The 19,988-nt window shown below is 63.4% G+C and carries 19 protein-coding genes; all 19 read left to right on the top strand.

The annotated features are described in order from the left end of the window. Positions 1-49: 49 nt before the first annotated feature. Positions 50-1,519 carry a glutamate synthase subunit beta gene (locus HD883_RS15555; protein ID WP_179583838.1) on the top strand — a complete coding sequence of 490 codons (1,470 nt, stop codon included), beginning with the start codon at positions 50-52 and terminating at the stop codon, positions 1,517-1,519. Positions 1,520-2,073: 554 nt separating this feature from the next. Next, the gene (locus HD883_RS15550; RefSeq protein WP_179588536.1) at positions 2,074-3,996 is read left to right on the top strand and encodes a PrkA family serine protein kinase; all 1,923 of its coding nucleotides are present in this window, start codon (positions 2,074-2,076) and stop codon (positions 3,994-3,996) included. A gap of 12 nt (positions 3,997-4,008) precedes the next feature. Continuing rightward, a complete protein-coding gene (locus tag HD883_RS15545; RefSeq protein WP_179583840.1) occupies positions 4,009-5,268 on the top strand; it encodes a YeaH/YhbH family protein in 1,260 nt (419 codons plus the stop codon). Beyond that, positions 5,265-6,812, top strand: a complete 1,548-nt coding sequence (locus tag HD883_RS15540) for a SpoVR family protein (RefSeq protein WP_179583842.1) — start codon at positions 5,265-5,267, stop codon at positions 6,810-6,812. The genes HD883_RS15545 and HD883_RS15540 overlap by 4 nt, the downstream gene beginning before the upstream one ends. A 276-nt stretch (positions 6,813-7,088) precedes the next feature. Continuing rightward, positions 7,089-7,940, top strand: coding sequence for an ABC transporter ATP-binding protein (locus HD883_RS15535; RefSeq protein WP_179583844.1), 852 nt, complete (start codon positions 7,089-7,091; stop codon positions 7,938-7,940). A gap of 13 nt (positions 7,941-7,953) precedes the next feature. Beyond that, positions 7,954-8,742: a lipid asymmetry maintenance ABC transporter permease subunit MlaE gene (mlaE, locus tag HD883_RS15530; RefSeq protein WP_179583846.1), complete on the top strand. Its 789-nt coding sequence runs from the start codon at positions 7,954-7,956 to the stop codon at positions 8,740-8,742. A gap of 100 nt (positions 8,743-8,842) precedes the next feature. Beyond that, the gene (mlaD, locus tag HD883_RS15525; protein ID WP_179583848.1) at positions 8,843-9,430 is read left to right on the top strand and encodes an outer membrane lipid asymmetry maintenance protein MlaD; all 588 of its coding nucleotides are present in this window, start codon (positions 8,843-8,845) and stop codon (positions 9,428-9,430) included. Positions 9,431-9,443: 13 nt separating this feature from the next. Continuing rightward, entirely contained in the window at positions 9,444-10,271 is an 828-nt protein-coding gene (locus HD883_RS15520; RefSeq protein WP_179583850.1) for an MlaA family lipoprotein, read from the top strand. Between the two features lie 71 nt (positions 10,272-10,342). Further along, positions 10,343-11,017: an MlaC/ttg2D family ABC transporter substrate-binding protein gene (locus HD883_RS15515; RefSeq protein ID WP_257022226.1), complete on the top strand. Its 675-nt coding sequence runs from the start codon at positions 10,343-10,345 to the stop codon at positions 11,015-11,017. A 262-nt stretch (positions 11,018-11,279) separates the two neighbouring features. Beyond that, on the top strand, positions 11,280-12,269 hold the full coding sequence (locus HD883_RS15510; RefSeq protein WP_179583852.1) for an ABC transporter ATP-binding protein: 990 nt from the start codon (positions 11,280-11,282) through the stop codon (positions 12,267-12,269). After that, entirely contained in the window at positions 12,266-13,087 is an 822-nt protein-coding gene (locus HD883_RS15505) for an ABC transporter permease (RefSeq protein ID WP_179583854.1), read from the top strand. The genes HD883_RS15510 and HD883_RS15505 overlap by 4 nt, the downstream gene beginning before the upstream one ends. A gap of 2 nt (positions 13,088-13,089) precedes the next feature. Beyond that, positions 13,090-13,338, top strand: coding sequence for a BolA family protein (locus HD883_RS15500; RefSeq protein WP_179583856.1), 249 nt, complete (start codon positions 13,090-13,092; stop codon positions 13,336-13,338). Continuing rightward, positions 13,338-14,627 carry a UDP-N-acetylglucosamine 1-carboxyvinyltransferase gene (gene murA, locus HD883_RS15495; RefSeq protein WP_179583858.1) on the top strand — a complete coding sequence of 430 codons (1,290 nt, stop codon included), beginning with the start codon at positions 13,338-13,340 and terminating at the stop codon, positions 14,625-14,627. Before HD883_RS15500 ends, murA begins: the two co-directional genes overlap by 1 nt. After that, entirely contained in the window at positions 14,624-15,313 is a 690-nt protein-coding gene (hisG, locus tag HD883_RS15490; RefSeq protein ID WP_179583860.1) for an ATP phosphoribosyltransferase, read from the top strand. The genes murA and hisG overlap by 4 nt, the downstream gene beginning before the upstream one ends. A 156-nt stretch (positions 15,314-15,469) precedes the next feature. Continuing rightward, the gene (gene hisD / locus HD883_RS15485) at positions 15,470-16,795 is read left to right on the top strand and encodes a histidinol dehydrogenase (protein WP_179583862.1); all 1,326 of its coding nucleotides are present in this window, start codon (positions 15,470-15,472) and stop codon (positions 16,793-16,795) included. A gap of 4 nt (positions 16,796-16,799) precedes the next feature. Beyond that, positions 16,800-17,924 carry a histidinol-phosphate transaminase gene (gene hisC, locus HD883_RS15480; protein ID WP_179583864.1) on the top strand — a complete coding sequence of 375 codons (1,125 nt, stop codon included), beginning with the start codon at positions 16,800-16,802 and terminating at the stop codon, positions 17,922-17,924. 2 nt (positions 17,925-17,926) lie between these two features. Further along, entirely contained in the window at positions 17,927-18,514 is a 588-nt protein-coding gene (gene hisB, locus HD883_RS15475) for an imidazoleglycerol-phosphate dehydratase HisB (protein ID WP_179583866.1), read from the top strand. A 1-nt stretch (position 18,515) separates the two neighbouring features. Continuing rightward, positions 18,516-19,148 (top strand): imidazole glycerol phosphate synthase subunit HisH, encoded by a 633-nt coding sequence (gene hisH, locus HD883_RS15470; RefSeq protein ID WP_179583868.1) that lies wholly within the window; start codon positions 18,516-18,518, stop codon positions 19,146-19,148. A 92-nt stretch (positions 19,149-19,240) separates the two neighbouring features. Beyond that, positions 19,241-19,984, top strand: a complete 744-nt coding sequence (hisA, locus tag HD883_RS15465; protein WP_179583870.1) for a 1-(5-phosphoribosyl)-5-[(5-phosphoribosylamino)methylideneamino]imidazole-4-carboxamide isomerase — start codon at positions 19,241-19,243, stop codon at positions 19,982-19,984. The last annotated feature ends 4 nt before the right edge of the window (positions 19,985-19,988 follow it).

The raw sequence follows: 19,988 nt of genomic DNA, 5'->3' as shown, positions 1-19,988 counted from the left end.
GCTCGCGCATCACCCACTCAACATCACAAAAAATCGTCAGGATATAGCCATGGGTAAGGTCACTGGATTTCTCGAGTTCGAACGGCTGAAGGAAGCCTCCGAAGCGCCGGACTCGCGGGTCAAGCACTGGAAGGAATTCGTCGTTCGTCTGGACGACACCGCTGCCAAGCAGCAGGGCGCCCGCTGCATGGACTGCGGCATTCCGTTCTGCTCCAGCGCGTGCCCGGTCAACAACATCATTCCGGACTGGAACGACCTGGTGTTCCGCCAGAACTGGAAGCAGGCGATCGACGTCCTGCACATGACCAACAATTTCCCGGAATTCACGGGACGTGTGTGCCCCGCCCCGTGCGAAGCGGCCTGCACGCTGAACATCAACAACGACGCCGTCGGGATCAAGTCGATCGAACACGCGATCATCGACAAGGCCTGGGAAAACGGCTGGGTCGTGCCCGTGCCGCCCAAGCTCAAGACCGGCAAGAAAGTTGCGGTCGTGGGCAGCGGCCCGGCCGGACTGGCCTGTGCCCAGCAACTGGCGCGCGCCGGCCATGACGTCACGCTGTTCGAAAAGAACGACCGTATCGGCGGTTTGATGCGCTACGGCATCCCCGACTTCAAGCTTGAAAAATGGCTGATCGACCGCCGCATGGCGCAGATGGAACAGGAAGGCGTGACCTTTGCGCCGTCCACGTTCATCGGCAGCCAGGAAGACGCCGCAGCCTATGGCGGGAAGCTGACCTGCAAGACGCCGGACGAACTCAAGGCCGAATTTGACGCCGTTGTGATCTCGGGCGGCGCCGAAACGCCGCGCGACCTGCCGATCGAAGGCCGTGACCTGAACGGCGTGCATTTCGCCATGGACTTCCTGCGCCAGCAGAACAAGTCCAACGCGGGTGACAAGATCAAGGGCCAGCTGTCGGCCGCCGGCAAGCACGTCGTCGTGATCGGCGGCGGCGACACCGGTTCCGACTGCGTGGGCACCAGCAACCGCCACGGCGCCAAGTCGGTCGTGCAGTTCGAAGTCATGCCACAGCCGCCGGAATCGGAAAACAAGGCGCTGACCTGGCCCTACTGGCCGACCCGCATGCGTACCTCGTCGTCGCACGAAGAAGGCGCAGAGCGCGACTGGAGCATCACCACGCGCAAGTTCGTCGGCAAGGACGGCAAGATCACCAGCCTCGTCGGCAACAAGGTCGAATGGGTCAAGGACGATACAGGCCAGATGAAGATGGTGGACGTGCCCGGATCGGAATTCGAAATCCCGGCCGACCTGGTCCTGTTTGCCATGGGCTTTGTGTCGCCCGTGCAGAAGATGCTGGACGGTTTCGGCGTGGACCGCGATCAGCGCGGCAACGCACGTGCCAACGCAGAAGACTATCGCACCAATGTCGATAAAGTGTTCGCCGCCGGTGACATGCGCCGTGGCCAATCCCTGATCGTCTGGGCGATCCGCGAAGGCCGCCAATGCGCGGCCGCCGTGGACACCTTCCTGATGGGTGCGACCGAACTGCCGCGTTAACCGCGGGGGTTGCCAGCAAGACAAATGCCGCTGCGATCCAGCGGCATTTTTTGTTCGCGTTGTCCAAGATTGACCCTGCGCGCGACAGGGGTTTGACGCACCGGCGCGTGGCGCCTGTTTCCCTGTCATCCTTGGGGAAAACAATGCAGCATAGGCAGGATAAAAACGGCTCATCCTCGACGAAATAATTTGTTCGAATCGTCCTTATTGAGGAACTCGCGCCTTGCAGGAGAGCCTTACTTCAATGCACGATGTGACAAAGCGTCGTGAAGTGTGCGAAAGCAACATCAATTGCGTTGCATGAATGGTGGCTACGCACGAAGATATACCCAAGGGGGCCTCGATCAGCGGGGCTCTGGACATCACCGGGGGCAGAAAGATTTGACCAATCTACTCCGCACCATTCAGCGTTACAGCGAGTCCATCACCGCCGCACCGTAAGCCTTGCTGCAAAACTGAACGCCAAGCCGGCACAGACCCGGCGCCGGGGCCACCCCGGCAGACGAGAACGGAGTTTCAAAGACCTTTTCCATTGCTGTTGGAGGTTTTCCGTGCTGAATATTGTCGAAGGCTTTAAGTCGCAGTATGCAAAAACCCAAGAGACCGAGATGTCTCTTGAGGACTACCTCAACCTTGCTAAACGCGACCCGATGGCTTATTCCAGTTCTGCGGAACGGATGCTGGCTGCCATCGGTGAGCCTGAAATCGTTGACACCCGCAACGATCCGCGTTTGTCCCGTCTGTTCTCGAACCGCGTCATCAAGCGTTATCCGGCCTTCAAGGAATTCTTTGGCATGGAGGACGTGATCGCGCAGATCGTTGCGTTCTTCAAGCATGCGGCGCAGGGCCTGGAAGAACGCAAGCAGATCCTGTATCTGCTGGGTCCGGTGGGGGGCGGCAAGTCGTCCATTGCCGAACGCCTCAAGGTGCTGATGGAAGCCTATCCGGTGTATGCGCTCAAGGGTTCGCCCGTCAATGAGTCGCCGCTGGGCCTGTTCCACCCGGATCGTTTTGGCGATCTGCTCGAAAACGAATACGGCATTTCGCGCCGCTATCTGACCGGCATCATGTCGCCGTGGGCCGTCAAGCGCCTGCGCGAGTTCGATGGCGACATCTCCAAGTTCCGCGTGGTGCGTCTGAACCCGTCGGTCCTGCAGCAGATCGCCATCGCCAAGACCGAACCGGGCGACGAAAACAACCAGGACATTTCGTCGCTGGTTGGCAAGGTCGATATCCGCAAGCTCGACCGCTACTCGCAAGACGATCCCGATGCGTACAGCTACTCCGGTGGCCTCTGCCTGGCCAACCAGGGTCTGCTCGAATTCGTCGAAATGTTCAAGGCCCCGATCAAGATGCTGCACCCGTTGCTGACCGCGACGCAGGAAGGCAACTTCAAGGGCACGGAAGGCTTTTCGGCCATCCCGTTCAACGGCACGATCCTCGCCCATTCGAATGAATCCGAATGGCAGACCTTCCGCAACAACAAGCACAACGAAGCGTTCCTGGACCGGATCTACATCGTCAAAGTGCCGTATTGCCTGCAGGTGTCCGAAGAGGTTCACATCTACGACAAGCTGCTGCAGAACAGTTCGCTGTCCGCGGCGCCGTGCGCACCTGGCACGCTGGAAATGATGGCGCAGTTCTCGGTGCTCACGCGGCTGAAGGAACCCGAAAATTCCAGCATCTATTCCAAGATCCGCGTGTACGACGGCGAGAGCCTGAAAGACGTCGATCCGAAGGCCAAGGCGCTGCAGGAATACAAGGATTACGCGGGCACGGACGAAGGGATGAACGGGGTGTCGACCCGCTTCGCCTACAAGATCCTGTCGGCGGTGTTCAACTATGACCAGACAGAAGTCGCGGCCAATCCGGTGCACCTGATGTACGTGCTGGAGCAGAAGATCGGCCGGGAAGACTATCCGGAAGAAACGCGCCGCAAATACCTGGACTTCATCAAGGGGTATCTGGCACCGCGGTATGCCGAGTTCATCGGCAAGGAAATCCAGACGTCGTACCTGGAATCGTATTCCGAGTATGGCCAGAACATTTTTGACCGGTATGTGACGTTTGCCGATTGCTGGATCCAGGACGAAGAGTTCCGGGACCCGGAAACCGGTGAAAGCTTCGACAGGTCCTCGCTGAATGCCGAACTCGAAAAGATCGAGAAGCCGGCAGGCATCGCGAACCCGAAAGACTTCCGCAACGAGATCGTCAACTTCGTGCTGCGTGCCCGCGCCAACAACGGCGGCACCAACCCGACCTGGACGAGCTACGAAAAGCTGCGCGAAGTCATCGAGAAGAAGATGTTCTCGAATACCGAAGACCTGCTGCCGGTCATCTCGTTCAACGCCAAGGCCTCGGCCGAAGACCGCAGCAAACACCAGAGCTTTGTCGAGCGCATGGTGGACAAGGGTTATACCGAAAAGCAGGTGCGTCTTCTCTGCGAATGGTATCTGCGGGTGAGGAAGTCTTCCTGAACAAAGGTGAATATGAATTCACTTATCGATCGTCGTCTTAACGGACGCAACAAGAGCGCTGTCAATCGAGAGCGCTTCCTGAGGCGGTACAAGGACCAGGTTCGCAAGGCCGTCCGCGAACTGGTGCAGGAGCGTTCCATCGAACAGATGGACCAGGGCGGGGAGATCAATCTCCCGGCCCGGGACATTTCCGAGCCCAGTTTCCGCCACGGCATGGGCGGGGACCGCGAAATGGTGCATCCCGGCAATCGGGAATTCGCGAAAGGGGACAAGATCGATCGTCCCCGCGGGGGCGGCAATGGGTCCGGCAGCGATCCTGGCGAAGGGGAGTCGGTGGACCAATTCACCTTCAGCCTCTCTCGCGAGGAATTCCTCAACCTGTTCTTCGAAGACCTGGAACTTCCCCACCTGGTGCGCACGCAACTTGGCGACGTGCATCAGAAGAAGTTCCAGCGTGCCGGCTACACCACTTCCGGATCTCCCAGCACACTGAGCGTCGGCCGTACGCTCAAGACGTCGTTGTCCCGCCGGATCGCGCTCAGCGTGCCGGCCCGCAGCGAGCTGGAACTGGCGGAACTGAAAATGGAAGAGGCAAGGGCGTCCGGCGCCGATGCGGACACGCTGGCCTCGATCGAAGTCGAAATCGAAGAAGCCCGGGCGCGGTTGGCCCGGGTGCCGTTTCTTGATGAGCTGGACCTGCGCTACCGCAACCGCGTGTCGGTGGCGGCGCCCATGGCCCGGGCCGTCATGTTCTGCCTGATGGACGTGTCGGGTTCGATGGATGAGCCCAAGAAGGACATTGCCAAGCGTTTCTTCACCCTGCTGTACCTGTTCCTGTCGCGCAAGTACGAACATGTCGATCTGGTCTTCATCCGCCATACCGACAACGCCGAAGAAGTGGACGAGAACACCTTCTTCCACGACCCGAAAAGCGGTGGCACGGTCGTGCTGTCGGCGCTGGAACTGATGCGCGAGATCATGCACGACCGGTATCCGCCATCGACCTGGAACGTGTACGCCGCGCAGGCGACCGACGGCGATTCGTTCGGCGCCGATGCAGGCAAAAGCGCGCGCTTCCTGGCGGAGCATCTGCTGCCGGCTACCCGCTATTACGCCTATATCGAGATTCCCGATCCGGGCGATGCCCGCAAGACCAGTCTGTGGGCCGAGTACGAGCAGGAATCGGCGCCGCATTTCGTGATGCGGCGCATCCGTGAACGCGGAGAAATCTTTTCCGTGTTCCACGATTTGTTCAAGAAGGAGCTCGCATGAGTGCCGTCATCGAACCCAGGGCCCCGATCCAGACCCCCAAGGCCCACGCCGGGACGGGCCCGATTTCACGCGGGTCCGAATGGACCTTCGAGCTCATCCAGCGCTACGACGACGCAATCGCCGAAGTCGCCCGGGAATACAAGCTCGACACCTATCCTAACCAGATTGAAGTGATCACGTCCGAGCAGATGCTCGACGCCTATGCGTCGGTGGGGCTGCCCATCGGATATCCGCACTGGTCCTACGGCAAGGAATTCATCCGGAACGAGCAGGCCTATCGCAAGGGCGCGCAGGGCCTGGCCTACGAAATCGTCATCAATTCCAGTCCCTGCATTTCGTACCTGATGGAAGAAAATTCCATGGCGATGCAGGCGCTGGTGATCGCGCATGCGTGCTACGGGCACAACTCCTTTTTCAAGGGCAACTACCTGTTCAAGCAGTGGACCGACGCCGAAGGCGTGCTGGACTACCTGGTGTTCGCACGCAATTACGTGATGCAGTGCGAAGACCGCTACGGCATTGGCGCGGTCGAAGAATTGCTGGATTCCTGCCATGCGCTGATGCCGCATGGCGTGGATCGCTACAAGCGGCCCAGCCCGATGTCGATGCGGGAAGAAGCGGCGCGCATGGCTGCCCGGGCCGAACATGAACGGGTGCAATACAACGACCTGTGGCGCACCGTGCCCAAGTCCGATCCGGTGCCCGAGCCGGGCAAATACGAAAAATTTCCGGCGGAACCGGAAGAGAACCTGCTGTATTTCATTGAAAAGTACTCGCCCAAGCTTGCGCCCTGGCAGAAGGAGCTGGTGCGCATCACCCGCAAGGTGTCCCAGTACTTCTACCCGCAGGGCCAGACCAAGGTCATGAACGAAGGTTGGGCGACCTTCTGGCACTACACGATCCTGAACCGGCTGCACGAAAAGGGCCTGGTCGACGACGGCTTCATGATCGAGTTCCTGCAAAGTCACACCAACGTGGTGAGCCAGCGGGGATTCGATCAGCGTGGCTACGGCGGCATCAACCCGTACGCGCTGGGCTTTGCGATGATGACGGACATCCGCCGCATCTGCGAAAACCCGACGGAAGAGGACAAGCGCTGGTTCCCCGACATCGCCGGCGGGGACTGGCTTGAAACCCTGCACTTTGCCATGCGCAACTTCAAGGACGAGTCGTTCATTTCGCAGTACCTGTCGCCCAAGCTGATCCGCGACTTCCGCTTCTTTGCGGTGGCGGACCATCAGGCCAAGGCCAAGCTCGAAATCGACGCGATCCACGACGACGAAGGCTACCGGCGCATCCGCAAGCTGCTGTCGGAACAGCACAATCGCGACAACATGGTGCCGGACATCCAGGTGACCCGGTTCTATCGCGAGTCCGACCGGTCGCTGGTGCTGCGCCATTCACGGGCGCGCAGCCGGCCGCTGGCGGGCGACGACGCCGATCAAGTGATGAAGCATCTGGCACGCCTGTGGGGTTTCAAGGTCCGGCTGGAAGAGGTCGAAAGCGACGGGCGGGTTAGCTCGTTTCGCGAGGTGAGCGGCTGATTGACGGCCAGCGTTCAAGGTTCTAGTTAGTGCTCACTTAATCGGGGCGCCCCCGGTTAGGGGGCGCCCCGATGTTTTCCTGTCTCTGGCGCGCCACAGGCGCACGGCGGCCTGTCGGGCTTTTGTGTCCGTGCGTAAGTCTGCTCATGCTTGCAAGCCTCCTGTCAGACTTTATTTCCGACGCAAACTGCTAGAATCAATGGTTGTTACCGATTGCCAACCAGCCAGTCTCCCTTGTGCGGACACTGGTGTCACCTACGGTTCACCCTGCCACCCATGCCAGATTCGGCGATTCCCCCCACGGCCCGCCCGCCTGCCGACGTCGCGCTGTCTTTCAGCGGACTGTCGGTCGGCTATGGCGACAGGACCATCCTGCGCGATATCGACATGGTGGTCCGGCCGGGGCAGGTCGTTGCCATCATGGGCGGATCCGGATCGGGCAAGACGACGCTGCTGCGCGCGGCGGTCGGCCAGCTCGCACCCCAGAAGGGCACGGTCCAGGCGTTTGGCCAGGACCTGTCCCGCCTGTCGGGCGACGCCGTCTTCACGGTCCGCAAGCGCATGGGCGTCCTGTTCCAGCAGGGCGCGCTGTTCACCGATCTCGACGTCTATGAAAACGTCGCTTTCCCGCTGCGCGAACATACCGACTGGCCCGAAAGCAAGATCCGCGAAACGGTGCTGGCCAAGCTGCAGGCCGTCGGCCTGAAAGCCGCTGCCTTCCTGCGTACCTCGGAAATTTCCGGTGGCATGGCGCGGCGCGTGGCGCTGGCCCGCGCGGTCGTGCTCGATCCCGAACTCATTCTGTACGACGAGCCCTTTGCCGGGCTCGATCCGATTTCCCTGGGCGTGACGGCGCAGCTGATCCGCACCATGACCGACCAGCTGGGTTGCGCGTCGGTCCTGATCACGCACGACGTGCAGGAATCTTTCGCCATTGCCGACCAGGTCTACCTGCTGGGCAAGGGGTCCGTGGTGGCGGCCGGTTCGCCGGCTTCGCTGTCGGCATCGCAAGACCCGTACGTGCGCCAGTTCCTGGACGGCGCGCCCGACGGCCCGGTGGCGTTCGAATATCCGGAAACGCCGGCTTACCTCGATTGGCTGGCCCGCCAACAGGCTGGCAAGCAATGAGGGCAGGCAAGCTATGAATGTCGCGACGCGTTTCCTGACGGCCATCGGTGCCGGCGCCCGAGGGTGGGTGTACGGTCTGGGCGCCTTCACCCGTTTCTTTGTCACCCTGCTCGGCAAAAGCGCCACGGCCCTGCGCCGGCCCGGCCTGGTGGTGCAGCAGATCCATTTCATCGGCAACTATTCGCTGGTGATCATCGCGGTGTCGGGCCTTTTCGTCGGCTTCGTGCTGGCGCTGCAGGGCTACTACACCCTGAGCCGCTACGGCTCGGAACAGGCGCTCGGCCTGCTGGTCGCGCTCAGCCTGGTGCGTGAACTGGGCCCGGTCGTCACGGCGCTGCTGTTCGCGGGCCGCGCCGGCACGTCCCTGACCGCCGAAATCGGCCTCATGAAGGCAGGCGAGCAGCTGTCGGCCATGGAAGTCATGGCGGTCGACCCCGAACGCCGCGTGCTGGTGCCGCGCCTGTGGGGCGGCATCATTGCGATGCCGCTGCTGGCCGCCGTGTTTTCGATGCTGGGCATCCTGGGTGGCTGGGGCGTGGGTGTCCTGCTGATCGGGATCGACGATGGCGGGTTCTGGTCGCAAATGCAGAACGGCGTCGACGTCTGGAAAGACGTGGGCAATGGCGTGATCAAGAGCCTGGTGTTCGGCGTGGCCGTCACGGTCATTGCGCTCTACCAGGGCTATCACGCCAAGCCGACGCCGGAAGGCGTATCGCGCGCCACGACGCGCACCGTCGTGGCAGGTTCGCTGGCGGTCCTGGGTCTGGATTTCCTGCTGACGGCACTGATGTTCGGCAACTGATCGCGGTGTCTGGATGGCGGGCGCAAGCCGGCAGTCACGGACGTTAATGTTTCATTTAGGTAGGGTGGCACGCCAGACGGCGTCGCCGGGAGGTCACAAGATGTCGCGTGAAAAAGTCGATTTGTGGGTGGGCCTGTTCGTATTGCTGGGCGCCGCCGCCATCATTTTCCTGGCCCTGAAGGCCGGCAACCTGAGCACGTTCTCGTTCGGCAAGAGCTACACGATCACCGCCAACTTCGACAACATCGGCGGCCTGAAGTCGCGCGCGCCGGTCAAGAGCGCGGGTGTCGTGGTCGGCCGGGTGTCCGGCGTCAGCTTCGACGACAAGATGTACCAGGGCGTCGTCACCCTGGACATGGACAGCAAATACCAGTTCCCCAGCGACTCGTCGGCCAAGATCCTGACCTCCGGACTGTTGGGTGAACAATACATTGGCATCGAACCGGGCGGCGACGAGAAGAATTTTGCGGCAGGCGACAAAATCCTTTATACGCAAAGCGCGGTTGTGCTGGAAAATCTGATCAGCCAGTTCCTTTACAGCAAGGCGTCGGATGCCGCGACGCCCGCTGCCGGCAGCGGCGACAGCGCTGCGCCGGCCGCCGCGCCTGCAGCTGCCCCGGCAGCGGCTCCTGTGGCGCCGACGGCACCGACCCCTTCCGCCGGTTCGCAAGAACCTGCCAACAAATAAAAAGAACCCACCGATGACTACCGCACTCAACAAGAACCTGCTGGGCCTGGCGCTGGTCGCCATCCTGTCCGGCTGCGCGACACCTCCTCCTTCCGGCGTCCCCGTGGGCCAGAATCCGCGTGACCCGCTCGAAGGCGTCAACCGCCAGGTCTACGCGTTCAACGACAGCCTGGACCGCGCCGTGCTCAAGCCGGTGGCCCAGGGCTACGTGAACATCGTCCCGGGTCCGGTCCGCAGCTGCGTCCGCAACGTCTTCAACAACCTGGGCGACGTGTGGTCCGCCGCCAACAGCGTGCTGCAGAACCGGGTGCCGGAAGGCATCAACATGACGTTCCGCTTCATGCTGAACACCACCATGGGGGTGGGCGGCTGTTTCGACGTCGCGTCCAAGCAAGGCGTGCCGCGCGTACGCGCCGATTTCGGCCAGACCCTTGGCGTCTGGGGCCTGCCGACCGGTCCTTACCTGATGCTGCCGCTGCTCGGCCCCAGCACGATCCGCGAAGCCAGCGGCACGGCCGTGGACTTCGCCTTCGATCCGCTGGCCCTCAGCGCCATCGTCGACAATGTGCCTGTCCGTAACTCGCTGTACGTCCTGAAGCTGATCAACACCCGGGCCAATCTGCTCGACGTGGGCAACCTGCTGAACGACGTCGCCCTGGACTCCTACGCCTTCACCCGCGATGCCTATCTGCAGCGCCGCGACAGCATGGTCCGTGGCGTCAAGACCGACGGCGAAGGCAACCTGCCTGACTACTCGCTGCCCGACTACGGTGATGATCCGGCCACGTCGTCGACGCCTTCGACAACGCCCAACCCGACCGCGATCCCCGCAACACGTTGACACTGCAGGGGTCTGAACTCTGTGGTGTGCTACAGGTCAGACTCCTACTGCTTTTCCCTTACAGGTTATCCATGAACGTACAAGCACTTACTCAAGCGGCACCCCAGCCGCTGTATCGCCGCTTCGCGGTGATTTGCGCGATGCTGGTTGGCCTGACCCTGGCTGTGACCGGTTTTCGCGCCCACGCGCAGGAAGCCGACGCGCCGGAAGCCCTGGTCCAGAAGCTGACCAACGACGTCCTGGCCGCCATCAAGAGCGACAGCGCCATCCAGTCCGGCAACCCGCAGCGCCTGCTGCAGCTGGTCGACGAAAAGATCCTGCCGTACACCAACTTCGAAAAGACGACGCGTCTGGCTGCCGGCCGCTACTGGCGCCAGGCCACGCCTGAACAGCAGAAGGCGCTGGTGAAGGAATTCCGTACGACGCTGGTCCGCACCTATAGCGGCGCCGTGTCGTCGGTCAAGCAGCAGACTTCCATCGAAATGAAGCCTGCCCGCCGCGAAGCCAATGCCACCGACACCGTGGTTCGTACCCTGATCAAGCAGCCCAATGGCGATCCGATCCCGGTCGACTACCGTCTGGAAAAGGCAGGTACCGCCTGGAAGGTCTATGACGTGAACGTGCTGGGCGTCTGGCTGATCGAAAACTACCGCAACCAGTTCTCGCAAGAGATCACGAAGGGTGGCGTCGATGGCCTGATCAAGTCGCTGGCCGACCGCAACCGTTCGTTCGAAACTGCCAAGTAATCACTGGCACGTGGGGGCGCGGTCCGGCCCCTGGCAGTACTGATGTGGTGTTCTGCAACGGGTCCCTGGCGTAGCCACGGACCCGTTGTCGTTTCCTGCGGCGTCTGCGTAGCTGGCTTTCCGGCCCGCTGTTCCGTCTGATTCCTGTCCGATTTCTTGCCTTTTCCCGGCCGCGCCTATAATAGCGGGTTCAGCCTCCTGATCCGCTGGCGTGCGCTTGCCGCCGTCCGCCGATCCCACGCAGCCGTCCTTGCAGCCCGCCATGCCATCCGCAGTTCGTATCGAACACGTTTCCAAGACCTATCCCGCCGCCACCTCCTGGTGGAAACGCGTGGGGGGCGCCTCGAAAGAAGGATTTCGCGCGTTGAATGACGTCAGCCTTGACGTCGCGCCAGGCGAATTCTTCGGTCTGCTGGGGCCGAACGGGGCGGGCAAGACCTCGCTGATTTCCATTCTGGCCGGGCTGGCGCGTGCGTCTTCCGGCAAGGTGTCGGTCTGTGGATACGATGTCGTCGACCAGTTCCGCGAAGCGCGCCGCTCGCTCGGCGTGGTGCCGCAGGAACTGGTGTTCGACCCGTTCTTTACGGTACGCGAAGCACTCCGCATCCAGTCGGGCTACTTCGGCCTGCGTAATAACGATGCGTGGATCGACGAAATCTTGGAAAACCTGGGCCTGACATCCAAGGCCGACACCAATATGCGTGCGCTGTCGGGCGGCATGAAACGCCGGGTGCTGGTCGCCCAGGCGCTGGTGCACCGTCCGCCCGTCATCGTGCTGGACGAGCCGACCGCCGGGGTCGATGTGGACCTGCGCCGCACGCTCTGGCAATTCATTTCGCGTTTGAACCGCGAAGGGCACACCATTCTGTTGACCACGCACTACCTGGAAGAGGCCGAAGAGCTCTGTCATCGCATCGCCATGCTCAAGGGCGGGCGTGTCGTGGCGCTGGACACTACGCGGGCGCTGCTTGCTCGCGTGGGCGGTTCGCGCCTGGTGCTGCACATGGGCGCCGGGGGCTGGCCCGCCGGCCGCAACCCGCTGCTGGACGACCGGGTGGTTGACGTGCAGGGGCCGCGGGTCGCGCTGCGCCTGGAAGCCAGCCTGGAAGTGGAAGAGGTGCTGGCACAGGTACGCGCCGCCGGGGGCGTGGTCGAGGGCATCGAAGTGCTGCCGGCCGACCTGGAAGACGCTTTCCTCAATATCATGCATGACGATCCGGTGGCCGCCGCCGTTCTGAAGGAGGCCGCATGAGCGCCGTTCCTGGCACACCCGCTGCGCCCGCTGCGCCGGTGCTGCAGCCCGACCTGACCGCCGGGTCGGGGTTTCGCACGCTGTTCTACAAGGAAATGCTGCGTTTCTGGAAGGTAGGCTTCCAGACCGTGGCCGCGCCGGTCGTCACCGCCGTGCTGTACCTGCTGATCTTTGCGCACGTCCTTGAAGGGCGAGTGATGGTCTACGGCTCGATTCCGTACACCGCTTTCCTGATTCCCGGGCTCATGATGATGAGTATGCTGCAGAACGCCTTTGCCAATGCTTCGTCGTCGCTGATGCAGAGCCGCGTCACCGGCAACCTGGTATTCATGTTGCTGCCGCCGATCACCCACTGGGAATTCTTCTGGGCCTACGTGCTGGCCGCCGTGGTGCGTGGCCTGGTCGTGGGTACCAGCATCTACGTCGTCGCCCTGTTCTTTACCGGACCGCACTTTGCGGCGCCCTGGTGGATGCTGGTGTTCGGCCTGCTGGGATCGGCGATCATGGCGGTGCTGGGCCTGATCGCGGGCATCTGGGCCGAAAAGTTCGACCAGATGGCGGCCTTCCAGAACTTCCTGATCATGCCGGCTACGTTCTTGTCCGGAGTGTTCTATTCCGTGCACTCGCTCCCGCCGTTCTGGCAGGCCGTGTCACACTGGAACCCTATCTTCTACACCATTGACGGATTCCGTCATGGATTCTTCGGTGTGTCCGACGTGTCGCCCTGGCTCAGCCTGGCGGTGGTCGGCGGCACTTTCTTGGTGGTCGCGGCGATTGCGCTGCGGCTGCTGGCCTCGGGTTACAAGCTGCGCTACTGAACATGAATCTTCCTCTTCCCACCCCTGAACAGGTCCGCCAGTACATTGTCGACGGCCTGGCCTGTGATCACGTCGATGTGCAGGGCGACGGTCAGCACTTCGAGGCAGTCATCGTCAGCTCGGCGTTCGAAGGCAAACGCCCCGTCGCCCGCCATCAGCTGGTCTACGCCGCCCTGGGCGAACGCATGCGCGCGGAAATCCACGCGCTGTCGATGCGCACTCTTACACCGCAAGAATACAAAGGCAATTGATGGACAAGCTGCTCATTACCGGCGGCACGCCGCTCCGTGGCGAGGTTGAAATTTCGGGCGCGAAGAACGCTGCCCTGCCCAGCCTGTGCGCCGCGCTGCTGACCGCCGATACCGTCACGTTGGAAAACGTGCCGGAACTGAACGATATCGGCACCACCTTGCGCCTGCTGCGCAAGATCGGCGTGCGCGCCGACCGCGGCACGCCGGGTGACGCGTCCGACAGCCACCGTGTCCGCCTGACCGCCAACCACATCGAATGCCTGGAAGCGCCGTACGAGCTGGTCAAGACCATGCGCGCGTCGATCCTGGTGCTGGGTCCGCTGCTGGCGCGCTTTGGTGAAGCCAAGGTCAGCCTGCCGGGCGGCTGCGCCATCGGCCAGCGTCCGATCGACCAGCACATCAAGGGTCTGGCCGCCATGGGCGCCGACATCAGTATCGAACACGGCTTCGTGATCGCCCGGGCCCGCAAGCTCAAGGGCGCGCGGATCCGTACCGACATGGTCACCGTGACAGGCACCGAAAACCTGCTGATGGCCGCCACGTTGGCCCAGGGCACGACCGTGCTCGAGAACGCCGCGCGCGAACCCGAAATCGTCGACCTGGCCGAACTGCTCATCAAGATGGGCGCGCAGATCACTGGCCACGGCACCGACCGTATCGTGATCGAAGGCGTGGATCGCCTGCACGGCGCCACGCACCGCGTCATGCCCGACCGGATCGAAGCCGGCACCTTCCTGTGCGCGGTCGCCGCCACGGGGGGCGACATCACGCTGCGCAACGCCGACCCCAAAAGCATGGGCGCCACGCTGGACAAGCTGCGCGAAGCCGGCCTGAAGATGGAATGCGGCGACGACTGGATCCGCGCCACCATGACGGAACGGCCGCAGGCCGTGGGCTTCCGCACGCAGGAATACCCGGGTTTTGCCACCGACATGCAGGCGCAGCTGATGGCGCTGAACACGGTGGCCGACGGCACCTCCATCATTGCCGAAACCATCTTTGAAAACCGCTACATGCACGTGCAGGAACTGCGCCGCCTGGGCGCCAGCATCGACATCGACGGCCACACCGCTGTCGTGATCGGCACGCCCGCGCTGTCGGGCGCCATCGTCATGGCGACCGACCTGCGGGCGTCGGCCAGCCTGGTCATCGCCGGCCTGGTGGCCGAGGGCGAAACCACGATCGAACGTATCTATCACCTCGACCGCGGCTACGAACGCATGGAAGGCAAGCTTGTGAAGCTGGGTGCCCAGATCCGCCGGGTGGTCGGCACCGGAGCGCCGGAATGAGCGCCTTTTCTCCTGCCAATCCGCAAACGCCGATCACGATTGCCCTGTCCAAGGGCCGGATCTTCGACGAAACGATGCCTTTGCTGGCCGAAGCCGGCATCACCGTGCTCGAAAATCCCGAAACGTCGCGCAAGCTGATCCTGCCGACCAGCGACCCATGCGTGCGCGTCATCATTGTGCGCGCGTCTGACGTCCCCACCTATGTCCAGTACGGCGCGGCCGATCTGGGCGTGGCCGGCAAGGACGTGCTGATCGAACACGCGGCGCAGCATCCGGGCGGGCTGTATCAGCCGATCGACCTGCGCATCGGCAAATGCCGCCTGTGCGTGGCCGTGCCCAACGGCTTTGATTACCCGAATGCGGTGCGCCAGGGTGCGCGCCTGCGGGTGGCGACCAAGTATGTCCAGGCGGCGCGCGAGCACTTTGCCGCCAAGGGCGTGCATGTGGACCTGATCAAGCTGTACGGATCGATGGAACTGGCGCCGCTGATCGGCCTGGCCGATGTGATCGTCGACCTGGTGTCGACCGGCAGCACCCTGAAGGCCAACAACCTGGTCGCAGTGGAAGACATCATGGACATCTCGTCGCGGCTGATCGTGAACCAGGCGGCGCTCAAGATGCGGCGACATCGATTGCAGCCCCTGCTCGACGCCTTCTCGCGCGCCAGTCTGGCCATGCCTGGCTGACACGGGCGCAGCGGCCTCCGGGCCGCAGCCGAGACGGCGCGCAGGGGCTGCGATCCCGCAACCACGGCGTGCCCCGGCGCGCCCACCGCAGGCCGGTTGCCTTTCCAGGCGCCGCCTGTCGGCCCCGAATCCCGAATTTCTGCAGAGCGTACCGCCATGTCCCTGATCCACAAACTGGATACCCGTAGCGACGATTTCCGTCACCAACTCACCACGTTGCTGGCGTTCGAGGCGTCCGAAGACGCGTCCATCGAACACGCCGTCACCGACATCCTGCTGGACGTGCGCTCGCGCGGCGACGCCGCCGTGCTCGAGTACACCCGCCGCTTCGACCGCCTGAAAGCCGACAACATCGAAGCGCTGGAAATCCCGCGCAGCGAATGGCTCGCCGCGCTCGACGCCTTGCCCGCCGCGCAGCGCACGGCCCTGGAAAGCGCCGCCGACCGGATCCGCCGCTATCACGAACGTCAGCTCATGCAGACCTGGACCTACACCGAGCCCGACGGCACGGTGCTGGGCCAGAAAGTCACGGCGCTGGACCGTGTGGGCCTGTACGTGCCGGGCGGCAAGGCCGCCTATCCGTCGTCCCTGCTGATGAACGCCGTGCCCGCCAAGGTGGCTGGCGTGGCCGAAGTCGTGATGGTGACCCCGACGCCCGACGGCGTGCGCAATCCGCTGGTGCTGGCCGCGGCGGCCATTGCCGGCGTGGACCGCGCAATCGCCATCGGCGGCGCGCAGGCGGTGGGTGCGCTGGCCTACGGCACGGCATCGATCGCCGCCGTCGACAAGATTGTCGGCCCGGGCAATGCCTATGTGGCAGCCGCCAAGCGGCGTGTGTACGGCACGGTCGGCATCGACATGATTGCCGGCCCCAGCGAAATCCTGGTGATCTGCGACGGCAAGACGCCCGCCGACTGGATCGCGATGGACCTGTTCTCGCAAGCCGAGCACGACGAACTGGCACAGGCGATCCTGCTGTGCCCCGACGCGGGCTTCATTGCCGAGGTCGAAGCCGCCATCGCCCGCCTGCTGCCGACCATGCCGCGTGCCGAGATCATCCGCACCAGCCTGTCGAACCGCGGCGCGCTGATCCTGGTCAAGGACCTGGAGGAAGCCTGCGCGATCGCCAACGACATCGCCCCGGAACACCTGGAGATCTCGACCGAGAATCCCGACCGCTGGGCCGACCTGATCCGCCATGCCGGCGCGATCTTCCTGGGACGCCACAGCTCCGAATCGATTGGCGACTACTGCGCCGGCCCGAACCACGTGCTGCCCACGTCGCGCACAGCCCGGTTTTCGTCGCCGCTGGGGGTGTATGACTTCCAGAAGCGGTCCAGCCTGATCAATGTGTCGCCCGCCGGCGCGCAGACGCTGGGCCGTCTGGCGTCCGAACTGGCCCACGGCGAAGGCCTGCAGGCGCACGCCCGCAGCGCCGAGTTCCGGCTCGACGATCCCGCCCGACCTTCCACGCCGGACTGACGCCATGACCGCCAGCGACGCCAGCACGGCCCGTGTGATCGCCGCGACCATCCGCCCGGATGTCCAGGCCCTGGCGCGGTATGCCGTGGCCGACGGCACCCAGGCGATCAAGCTCGACGCGATGGAAAGCCCGTATTCGCTGCCCGACGACATCCAGGCGGCCGTGGCTCGCGCGGTGGGCAAGGTGGCGCTCAACCGCTACCCCAGCGCCGATCCCCGGCCGGTCAAGGACGCCGTACGCACGGCGTTCGACATCCCGGCCGGCGCCGACATCATGCTGGGCAACGGATCCGACGAGCTCATCAGTCTTGCGATCCAGTCCACCTGCGTGCCGGGCGACGTGGTCATGTCACCATGGCCGTCGTTCGTGATGTACGAGGCCTTTGCGCGCCTGAATCACGCCACCTTTGCCGGGGTGCCGCTGACGGCGGACCTGCAGATCGACGTGCCCGCCATGGTGGAAGCCATGGCCCGGCTGCGCCCGAAGATCGTATTCCTGGCCGTGCCGAACAACCCGACGGGGCTGATGTGGAGCGCCGATGCGATCCGCACGGTGGTCGAAGCCGCCCCCGGACTGGTCGTGATCGATGAGGCCTACCATGCCTTTGCGCGGTCCACGTCCATGGACCTCGTGCTGTCGCATCCCAATGTGGTAATCGTGCGGACGGTGTCCAAGATCGGGCTGGCCGGCATGCGCCTGGGCTACCTGGCCGGCGCGCCGGCCTGGGTCGATCAACTCGACAAGCTCCGTCCGCCCTACAATCTGAATGTGCTGACCCAGGCTGCGATCGTTGCCGTGCTCGAGCACAAGCCTGTGCTGGACGCGCATGCCGCGCAGATCTGCGCCGATCGCGACGCGCTGATCGCGTCGCTGGCGGCGCTGCCGGGCGTGACGTCCTACCCGTCGGCCGCCAACTTCGTGCTGGCGAATTTTTCCAGCGTGGCCGCGCAGCCCGGCAACGCGGCCCGCATCTACGACGACCTGAAGGCCCGCGGCATCCTGGTGCGCAACGTGGGCCCCATGCATCCGCTGCTGGCCGAGTGCCTTCGCATCTCGATCGGCACCCCCGACGACAATGCTGCCCTGTTGGCAGCCCTGAACGACATTCTTCCTACTATCCGGAATTGATCATGCGTAGCGCCGAGATCACTCGCAACACCAACGAAACGCGCATCCGCGTGGCCGTCAATCTGGACGGCACCGGCAAGCAGAAGCTGAATTCCGGCGTGCCGTTTCTCGACCACATGATGGATCAGATCGCCCGCCACGGCATGTTCGACATCGAAGTGGACTGTGATGGCGATCTGCATATCGACGACCACCACACCGTGGAAGACGTCGGCATCACCATGGGCCAGGCATTCGCCCAGGCCGCCGGCACCAAGGCCGGACTGCGCCGCTACGGCCACGCCTATGTGCCGCTGGACGAAGCGCTGTCGCGCGTGGTCGTGGACTTTTCGGGCCGTCCGGGCCTGGAATACAACGTCCCGTTCACCCGCGCCATGATCGGCCGCTTCGACGTCGACCTGGCCCGCGAATTCTTCCAGGGCTTCGTGAACCACGCACTGATCACCCTGCACATCGACAATCTGAAGGGCGTCAACTCGCATCACCAGTGCGAGACGGTCTTCAAGGCCTTCGGCCGCGCGCTGCGCATGGCGCTGGAAGTCGATCCGCGCGCCGGCAGCTCGATCCCGTCGACCAAGGGAGTGCTCTGACGTGACCACGATTGCCATTGTCGACTACGGCATGGGCAACCTGCTGTCGGTCGCCCGGGCCCTCGAACACGTCGCGCCCGACGCCAATATCCGGCTGTGCACCGATGCCGCCGGCATTGCCGCCGCCGACCGGGTGGTGTTTCCGGGGCAGGGCGCCATGCTGGACTGCATGCGCAACCTGGACGCGTCCGGCCTGCGCGAAGCGGTGCTCGACGCCTCCCGCACCAAGCCGATGCTGGGTGTCTGCCTGGGCGAACAGATGTTGTTCGACCACAGCCAGGAAGGCCCATCCAATGGCCTGGGCATCATGAAAGGCGAGGTAGTGCGTTTTGCCGGCAGCGCCTTCGACGGCGATTCGCGCCTGAAAGTCCCGCACATGGGTTGGAACCGGGTGAAGCAGACCCAGGTCCACCCTTTGTGGGAGGGCGTGGCCGATGACACGTATTTCTACTTCGTGCACAGTTACTATGTGGTGCCTGAAGACGTAGGGGTAATTGCCGGGCGGACCGATTACGGTCTCGGCTTTACCTGCGCCGTAGCCAGAGATAACATCTTTGCAACCCAATTCCATCCCGAAAAAAGCGCCAGCGCGGGCTTGCAGATCTACCGTAATTTCGTGCGATGGAACCCGTGATACGCATGCACTTCCCGCCGGCCTTCCTGGCCGATTCCTCATTGGCTTGCCGTGTGCAGCCGTCCGACCCGAACGTCACTTTCTGACTCGTCATGCTCCTCATTCCTGCGATTGACCTCAAAGACGGTCGTTGTGTTCGCCTGCGTCAAGGCGACCTCGACGACGCTACCGTGTTTTCCGAAGAACCCGCGGTCATGGCCACCCACTGGCTGGATCTCGGCGCACGCCGGTTGCACCTGGTCGACCTGAACGGCGCCGTGGCCGGCAAGCCCAAGAACGAGTCGTCGATCCGCGCGATCGTCAAGGCGGTCGGCGACGACATTCCCGTGCAGATCGGCGGCGGCATCCGCGACCTCGACACCATCGAGCGCTACCTGGACAACGGCATCTCGTTCGTCATCATCGGCACGGCCGCGGTCAAGAACCCCGGCTTCCTGCACGATGCATGCAGCGCGTTCCCGGGCCAGATCATCGTCGGCCTGGATGCCAAGGACGGCAAGGTTGCCACCGACGGCTGGAGCAAGCTCACGGGCCATGACGTCATCGACCTCGCCAAGAAGTTCGAAGACTACGGCTGCGCATCGATCATCTACACCGACATCGGCCGCGACGGCATGCTCTCGGGCGTGAACGTCGACGCCACCGTGCGCCTGGCGCAGCACGTGCGCATCCCGGTCATCGCCTCGGGCGGCATTGCCGACCTGCGCGACATCGAACAGCTGTGCGCGGTGGAAGAAGAGGGCGTCGAAGGCGCCATTCTCGGCCGCAGCATCTACGAAGGCACACTGGACTTCCAGGCCGCGCAAACGCTGGCCGACAAGCTCGGATCGGTCTGACGAC

The organism is Pigmentiphaga litoralis (genome assembly GCF_013408655.1).
Classification (GTDB): Bacteria; Pseudomonadota; Gammaproteobacteria; order Burkholderiales; family Burkholderiaceae_B; genus Pigmentiphaga; species Pigmentiphaga litoralis_A.
Note: the sequence above shows the minus strand (reverse complement) of the source record. Positions and strands in the feature narration are given on the sequence as shown.

Excerpts from the sequence above, each read along its gene's own strand:
- HD883_RS15555 (WP_179583838.1), top strand. The coding sequence starts at position 50 with ATGGGTAAGGTCACTGGATTTCTCGAGTTCGAACGGCTGAAGGAAGCC.
- HD883_RS15545 (WP_179583840.1), top strand. The coding sequence starts at position 4,009 with ATGAATTCACTTATCGATCGTCGTCTTAACGGACGCAACAAGAGCGCT.
- HD883_RS15540 (WP_179583842.1), top strand. The coding sequence starts at position 5,265 with ATGAGTGCCGTCATCGAACCCAGGGCCCCGATCCAGACCCCCAAGGCC.
- HD883_RS15535 (WP_179583844.1), top strand. The coding sequence starts at position 7,089 with ATGCCAGATTCGGCGATTCCCCCCACGGCCCGCCCGCCTGCCGACGTC.
- mlaE (WP_179583846.1), top strand. The coding sequence starts at position 7,954 with ATGAATGTCGCGACGCGTTTCCTGACGGCCATCGGTGCCGGCGCCCGA.
- mlaD (WP_179583848.1), top strand. The coding sequence starts at position 8,843 with ATGTCGCGTGAAAAAGTCGATTTGTGGGTGGGCCTGTTCGTATTGCTG.
- HD883_RS15520 (WP_179583850.1), top strand. The coding sequence starts at position 9,444 with ATGACTACCGCACTCAACAAGAACCTGCTGGGCCTGGCGCTGGTCGCC.
- HD883_RS15515 (WP_257022226.1), top strand. The coding sequence starts at position 10,343 with ATGAACGTACAAGCACTTACTCAAGCGGCACCCCAGCCGCTGTATCGC.
- HD883_RS15510 (WP_179583852.1), top strand. The coding sequence starts at position 11,280 with ATGCCATCCGCAGTTCGTATCGAACACGTTTCCAAGACCTATCCCGCC.
- HD883_RS15505 (WP_179583854.1), top strand. The coding sequence starts at position 12,266 with ATGAGCGCCGTTCCTGGCACACCCGCTGCGCCCGCTGCGCCGGTGCTG.
- HD883_RS15500 (WP_179583856.1), top strand. The coding sequence starts at position 13,090 with ATGAATCTTCCTCTTCCCACCCCTGAACAGGTCCGCCAGTACATTGTC.
- murA (WP_179583858.1), top strand. The coding sequence starts at position 13,338 with ATGGACAAGCTGCTCATTACCGGCGGCACGCCGCTCCGTGGCGAGGTT.
- hisG (WP_179583860.1), top strand. The coding sequence starts at position 14,624 with ATGAGCGCCTTTTCTCCTGCCAATCCGCAAACGCCGATCACGATTGCC.
- hisD (WP_179583862.1), top strand. The coding sequence starts at position 15,470 with ATGTCCCTGATCCACAAACTGGATACCCGTAGCGACGATTTCCGTCAC.
- hisC (WP_179583864.1), top strand. The coding sequence starts at position 16,800 with ATGACCGCCAGCGACGCCAGCACGGCCCGTGTGATCGCCGCGACCATC.
- hisB (WP_179583866.1), top strand. The coding sequence starts at position 17,927 with ATGCGTAGCGCCGAGATCACTCGCAACACCAACGAAACGCGCATCCGC.
- hisA (WP_179583870.1), top strand. The coding sequence starts at position 19,241 with ATGCTCCTCATTCCTGCGATTGACCTCAAAGACGGTCGTTGTGTTCGC.